Origin of the sequence: uncultured Corynebacterium sp. (assembly GCF_937999985.1) — a bacterium.
Classification (GTDB): Bacteria; Actinomycetota; Actinomycetes; order Mycobacteriales; family Mycobacteriaceae; genus Corynebacterium.
Genome location: NZ_CALLDG010000039.1, coordinates 1 through 6,285, shown reverse-complemented (window position 1 = coordinate 6,285; position 6,285 = coordinate 1). Strand labels below are relative to the sequence as shown.

Here is a 6,285-nt window from a genome sequence, read left to right as displayed (position 1 = left end):
ACGGTTCGATTCCGTCAGGGGGCTCTGTCATTTTATGCGCCCCGTCACGCGACGTTAGACACAGACCGTTGGCGGTCCGTAGCAAAGTGGCGACGATGGCGGTGTAGCTCAGCTGGTTAGAGCGCACGACTCATAATCGTGAGGTCGAGGGATCGAGTCCCTCCACCGCTACAAAATAAGACCAAGACCACCCGGTGATGTAAGTCGCCGGGTGGTTTTGCTTTTGCTGTCGCTACATTCTGTGTCCCGCCTTAACCCGCCTGCCCTAAACCTGCGTGCCCCAACCCCGCAAGCCCCAGCACCCGCGCCCTATTTGGTCGCGCGGTCATTAGCCTGCTATTGTTTTTGAACGTTGCACTGAATGTGTGGCGTGGAAGCTACAAGTCCAGCAGATGGGCACTGTATTTCCCCGCTATCAGGATGTTGCTTCACCTATGTTGGTCTGGTCGCGTACACTCGTGAACCAGAACTTCGATAGGGGCGTGGCTCAATTGGCAGAGCAGCGGTCTCCAAAACCGCAGGTTGCAGGTTCAAGTCCTGTCGCCCCTGCACGATCTTCCTTGCAGGTACCTTTAAGGAGAACTTAGACGTGAGCGACGAGAGCAAAAAGACCGCGGCCGGTGAACCCGGCACTGGCGGCAGCCTTCGTCCGTCCGGCAAGCGTCAGGTGGCCGGACAGGCCACCACGTCCCGCGCGGTCGCAAACTCCAACTCCAAGGCTCCGGAAGTTGTAAAGACCCGCAAGAACCCCTTTAGCGCCATCATGGACTACATCCGCGGCGTGATCTCCGAAATGGGCAAGGTCATCTGGCCCACGGGGCGAGAGATGCTGAACTACACCGTCATCGTCCTGCTGTTCCTGATCTTCGTTTGCGCCCTCGTGGCCGGCACCGATTGGGCTGCCAGCTGGGGTCTGCGACAGATCATGCGCTAACTTGTGTTAAGCTAGCGAACATCAACCTATATACCGCCTTCGCCGCCCGGCGAGAGGCGGATTTTTAATGATGGAGGGTGTTTCCATGACTGAGGAAAACCAGAACAACGACCAGAACGGCGAGACTGTCAGCGCAGAGAGCCTGGCTGCGGCCGCTCAAGAAGACGTACAGCAGGCTGTTGCTGAGGCGCACCAGGGCGCTGCGGGTGCTGAGGCTGAGGGCGTCACTAATGATGACGCCGCAGCACCAACCGCCGAAGGGACCGAAGAAACGGCGAGCGCCGACGGCGCTGAGGCCTCCGAGGCCTCCGCAGCAGCCGAGGGTGGCGAGGGTGCAGAAGGCGAGGCCGAGCAGTCCGCAGAGGACGCTGCGATGGCCGCCTACAAGGCTCGCCTGCGCCAGTTCATGCGCGCGCTAAAGAAGCTGCCGGGTGAGTGGTACATCATCCAGTGCTACTCCGGCTACGAGAACAAGGTGAAGACCAACCTGGAGATGCGCGCCCAGACCCTGGGCGTAGACGAGCAGATCCATGAGGTTGTCGTGCCGATCGAGGAAGTTGTGGAGCTGCGCGACGGCAAGCGCAAGCTGGTGAAGCGCAAGCTGCTGCCGGGCTACGTTCTGGTCCGTATGTCTCTGGATGACGCCTCCTGGTCCGTTGTCCGCGATACCCCTGGCGTGACCAGCTTCGTCGGTAACGAGGGCAAGCCCACCCCGGTGAAGATCCGCGAGGTGGCGAAGTTCCTGCTGCCGCCGGAGACTGCGAAGCCGCAGGAGTCCGAGGATGGCGAAGAAGCAGCAACCGGCGTGGACGTATCCGCAACGGGTGTGGCAACCCCGCCGAAGCCGGCCAGCGAGCAGGTTGTGGTGGATTACGAAGAGGGCGAGTCCGTCACCATCCTGTCCGGCCCGTTCGCTTCTGTTTCTGCAACCATCAGCGAGATCGATACCGAGAACAACCGCCTGAAGGCCATGGTCTCCATCTTCGGCCGTGAGACCCCGGTTGAGCTGGAATTTGATCAGGTAGAGAAGCTGAACTAGAGTTATGCAGGTTGTCCGTGAGCTTGTGTTCACGGCGCGACACGCAAATTTTTCCATTTCCGGTGGCTGGTGAAATCCCGGCATCCGGTCGATGCGATTATCCCGTGCTTACCCGCGCTGCGGGATCGCGTTGATAACAGAAAGTAGGTTTAAAGATGGCAAAGAAGAAGGTCACTGGCCTTATTAAGCTGCAGATCCAGGCTGGTCAGGCTACCCCGGCACCGCCGGTTGGCCCGGCTCTGGGTGCGCACGGCGTGAACATTGTTGAGTTCACCAAGGCGTACAACGCTGCTACCGAGGCTCAGCGCGGCAACATCGTTCCGGTTGAGATCACCGTCTACGAAGACCGTTCCTTCGACTTCAAGCTGAAGACCCCGCCGGCAGCGAAGCTGCTGCTGAAGGCTGCGGGCATTCAGAAGGGCTCCGGCGTTCCGCACACCGACAAGGTCGGCTCCGTTACTTGGGATCAGTGCAAGGAGATTGCAACCACCAAGAAGGAAGACCTGAACGCTAACGACATTGAGGCCGGCGCTGCCATCATCGCCGGTACTGCTCGCTCCATGGGCATCACCGTCAAGGACGCTCCGCAGAAGTAATTCCCTGACCGGATTCACAAACCGTGGTAAGGCTGCTTGCTTGGCCTGCACCACAACTCCAACGAAACTAAAGATTGGATTCACTATGAGCAAGACCTCTAAGGCATACCGCGCGGCAGCGGAGAAGATCGACGCTGGCCGCCTGTACACCCCGCTGGCAGCTGCTAAGGCTGTCAAGGAGACCTCCTCCAAGAACTTCGACGCTACCGTCGACGTTGCTATCCGCCTGGGCGTTGACCCGCGCAAGGCCGACCAGCTGGTCCGCGGCACCGTCTCCCTGCCGAACGGCACGGGTAAGGAAGTTCGCGTTGTCGTCTTCGCCGAGGGGCCGAACGCTACCGCCGCTGAAGAGGCTGGCGCTGACGTTGTTGGCACCGCCGAGCTGATCGAGAAGATCCAGGGCGGCTGGACCGACTTCGACGCTGCGATCGCTACCCCGGATCAGATGGCCAAGGTTGGTCGTGTGGCTCGCGTCCTGGGTCCCCGTGGCCTGATGCCGAACCCGAAGACCGGCACCGTCACCACCGACGTTGCTAAGGCTGTCGCCGAGATCAAGGGCGGTAAGATCTCCTTCCGCGTGGACAAGGCTGCTAACCTGCACGCCATCCTGGGCAAGGCTTCCTTCACCGAGAAGCAGCTGGCTGAGAACTACGGCGCTCTGATCGACGAGCTGCTGCGTCTGAAGCCTTCCTCCTCCAAGGGGCGCTACTTCAAGAAGGTCACCATGTCCTCCACCAACGGCCCGGGCGTTCCGGTGGACAACACCATCGTGAAGGACTTCACCGAAGAGGCTTAAGTCTCGTTTCCTAGGTTCCTTCTAGGATTTTCGCACCCTCGTTGCCTTCGGGCGGCGGGGGTGTTTTCTTTTGCTCTGGGGTGGTTTGAGTGCCGGTGGGGTAGCGCGGGAGGGAGTCGCCACACCCATTGTTTGAAAATGGTTACCACTTCACTATAGTCCTTAATGAAAACTAGACCCATTGTGTTTTAAAGGACTTAATCTGGTGCGCACATCACCCCTCGCGGCACTCTCAGTCGCTCTTCTCACAGGCTTCGCAGCCTTCCTCGGAATCGGTAGCCTCGGCCCGCAGTCCCTACCTGAGGCAAAGGCCGATTCTGTCACCCTGAATCAGGGCCATATTGACGCCTTCCACGTCACCTCCTCAGGCAAAGGCAACCTCAAGCTCGATCTGACCGAGGATGCCACTGGTTCCCACGTGGCCCACGATCCGAACAACGTCACCTTGGAGGTCGGGGCGCACGCATACGAGCCCCGCACCAAAGATCTGGCGGAGGTCGGTGTGCCGACCTACTTCCTGCCGCAGACCCAAGCGCAGAACCTGATCTGGCCGGGCTGGGATACGCAAGGCGTCGCACCGCACTACCAGGGCGTAAAGATCAACTTCAATCGCGTGTGCGGCCCGGGACGAGTGTTCATGTGGAGCCAGGCGTTCGGCGGTGGCGCCACCCCGCTGCTCTCCGACGGGGTAGAGGTTAAGTCTGGCAACAGCATCAACCAGGCGAACCCAAGCCACGTCCACGCCAACTGGGGCTTCGAGCGCCCCGGCCGCTACTCCATGCAGGTGCAGGCCACCGCTGACGGTGCTGAATCAGAAGTGAAGACCTACACCTGGGTCGTCGGTAAGTCCGACCAGGATTCCAACGCCGACGAACCCGCCGAGGGTGCCACCCCGTGCGGAGGCGAGGACACAGACGCTGGCTCCGGGGCATCGGACAGCTCGAACAGCGGTGGTGACGCCAGCGGCGGCGCTACCGGCGGTGGCTCCTCTGGCGCCGGCACTGGAAACAAGGCCGGTTCCGCGAGCGCCGGTGCTACGGGCAAGTCGGGCCCGGCAGGAAAGTCCACCTCTTCCAGCAGTACTTCCAGCTCCACCGGTTCCACGGGCACGCAAGGCTCGGCCACCTGCAAGAAGGGCGAACCTGCCCTGCGCCCGCAAATCAAGGACGATCGCCAGCAGCCACCGAAGTGGACCAACCCCAGCGCGCTGAACTTCGGTCTGGGCTCCGCCGCGAAGACTAACCTTCCACAGCCTCTCGGCCCTGTTGGAGCCGGCACCGCCTGGATGATCGGCGCTACCCAGTCCAACGGAGTGCCATGGGTGGGTGTAAACACCATGCACCCAGACCTCCTGGCAAACACTCAAGGCGATGTCACCTTCAAGCTGACGTCTTTCAGTGGACCGGGCAGCATGTACGTCTTCGAGCAAGGCAACTTGGGCCAGGTTGTGGGCAAGGAATGGTTCAAGGCCAGCGGTGGGAATGCATCCGGCGCTCACGTGGTGCCGCGCAACTCGCACGTACACCCGAACTGGGTTTTCTCTAAGCCCGGCACGTACAAGGTTGGCATCACCCAGATCGCCACCACCAAGCAGGGCAAGAAGATCAGCGTGCCCGCCACGCTTACGTTCACCGTCGGTGGCAGCGGCAACGCCAACAGCGGCCACTTCGATTTCGGCGCGAGCGTCACTACGGACGGCGACTGCGTCTCCGGTGCAGCTGACGGTTTCGGCTCTGCAGGAGCGGGAGAGGGCGCAGCCGGTGGGGATGCCGGCGCTGCATCCGGCGCCGACGGCTCCCTTGCCGATACCGGATCGACCTCCGCGATGCTGGCCCTGGCCATCGCGGGCGCGGGCCTGATCGCCCTCGGCGCAGGGGTGGTCTACATGTTGCGCACGAACTCCCTGTCCGCCGATTCGGTGGCGGCTCTTCGTTCGATGACGCCCCCTCGATCCCCGGGCGCAGAGTCTTAGGGATGGGGCACGCAGCTTCATCGCGGCGGGGGTCTGCCAAGTCCCTATGCGCGAATATCAGTACGGTGCTGCTCGCAGCGAGCTTAACCGGGTGCGCGGCGGCGGGAGGCGCGAGTTTGCCCAGCAGGGATGATGGCATCACGGATGTCGTAGCCTCCACGCCGATCATCGCCGACATCGCCCGCCATGTCGCGGGCGATGCCGCCCGCGTGACCGCCCTGATTCCCAATACGGCTGACCCGCACACCTACGAGCTCACCCTGCGGGATGTTCGCAACCTCGCAAACGCGGACATCGCGTTCAACAACGGGCTGCTGCTGGAGCAGCAGTCAGTGCTGCGCACCATGGAAAACGGAGTGCTGCCCGGCACAGAGGTCGTGGCCCTGGCTGACGTGGCCGTCAACCAAGGTGCCACCGTCATTCCCCTGGTGGAGAACATGGCGTTAGACACTGTCTGGCTGGGCTTGCGCGCCCAGGGGATCGGCGCCCGGCACGGCGGCTCCGCGCACTCCGAAGTGCACCTCAGCGTGACTGAGGTGGAGGGGCCGGGCGACGCAGCGGCATATATCACCGGCACCTTCGGCCAGCCGGAGATCTTCTTCAACTCCCGCGATGGGTTCGATGCCTCCCGTGGTTACGAGGGCGATACCGCCATGCTGCCGGTCGACGCACACACTCACATGAGCTGGTCCTTCTCCAAGCCCGGCACTTACACCCTGCACTTGAGCGCATCCCTGGTGCCGGATGAGGGCAAACCTCCAGAGCACATCGCGGACCAGACCGTGCGCTTCACCGTGGGTACGGAAGACGGGGCGTCAAAAAAGATAGACAGTGGGCACTACGACGTTGCGGTGAACGCCGACGACAACAGCATCAACCTCGTCGGCGATGGTGGCACCATCGACCCCAAGAAAGCCGTGGTCAGCGTGCCTAACCAGACCCTGCAGC

At 61.9% G+C, this 6,285-nt stretch carries 6 protein-coding genes and 2 tRNA genes; all 8 read left to right on the top strand.

Going from position 1 to position 6,285, the window contains the following annotated elements; all coding sequences use genetic code 11:
- The first annotated feature begins 97 nt into the window (after positions 1-97).
- A tRNA-Met gene (locus Q0331_RS01755) sits at positions 98-171 on the top strand.
- A 305-nt stretch (positions 172-476) separates the two neighbouring features.
- A tRNA-Trp gene (locus Q0331_RS01750) sits at positions 477-549 on the top strand.
- Between the two features lie 40 nt (positions 550-589).
- Positions 590-934, top strand: coding sequence for a preprotein translocase subunit SecE (secE, locus tag Q0331_RS01745; protein WP_298074326.1), 345 nt, complete (start codon positions 590-592; stop codon positions 932-934).
- An 85-nt stretch (positions 935-1,019) separates the two neighbouring features.
- A complete protein-coding gene (nusG, locus tag Q0331_RS01740) occupies positions 1,020-1,973 on the top strand; it encodes a transcription termination/antitermination protein NusG (RefSeq protein ID WP_298074325.1) in 954 nt (317 codons plus the stop codon).
- Between the two features lie 155 nt (positions 1,974-2,128).
- Positions 2,129-2,569 carry a 50S ribosomal protein L11 gene (gene rplK / locus Q0331_RS01735; protein WP_005292045.1) on the top strand — a complete coding sequence of 147 codons (441 nt, stop codon included), beginning with the start codon at positions 2,129-2,131 and terminating at the stop codon, positions 2,567-2,569.
- An 85-nt stretch (positions 2,570-2,654) separates the two neighbouring features.
- The gene (rplA, locus tag Q0331_RS01730; protein WP_005292043.1) at positions 2,655-3,365 is read left to right on the top strand and encodes a 50S ribosomal protein L1; all 711 of its coding nucleotides are present in this window, start codon (positions 2,655-2,657) and stop codon (positions 3,363-3,365) included.
- Between the two features lie 205 nt (positions 3,366-3,570).
- Complete coding sequence (locus Q0331_RS01725; protein WP_298074323.1) at positions 3,571-5,337, top strand: TIGR03773 family transporter-associated surface protein; 1,767 nt, start codon at positions 3,571-3,573, stop codon at positions 5,335-5,337.
- A gap of 116 nt (positions 5,338-5,453) precedes the next feature.
- On the top strand, positions 5,454-6,285 hold an 832-nt coding region (locus Q0331_RS01720), incomplete at its 3' end, for an anchored repeat ABC transporter, substrate-binding protein (protein ID WP_298074321.1).

What these genes read in the sequence shown, in the direction of transcription:
- nusG (WP_298074325.1), top strand. Translation starts at nt 1,020, where the DNA reads ATGACTGAGGAAAACCAGAACAACGACCAGAACGGCGAGACTGTCAGC.
- rplK (WP_005292045.1), top strand. Translation starts at nt 2,129, where the DNA reads ATGGCAAAGAAGAAGGTCACTGGCCTTATTAAGCTGCAGATCCAGGCT.
- rplA (WP_005292043.1), top strand. Translation starts at nt 2,655, where the DNA reads ATGAGCAAGACCTCTAAGGCATACCGCGCGGCAGCGGAGAAGATCGAC.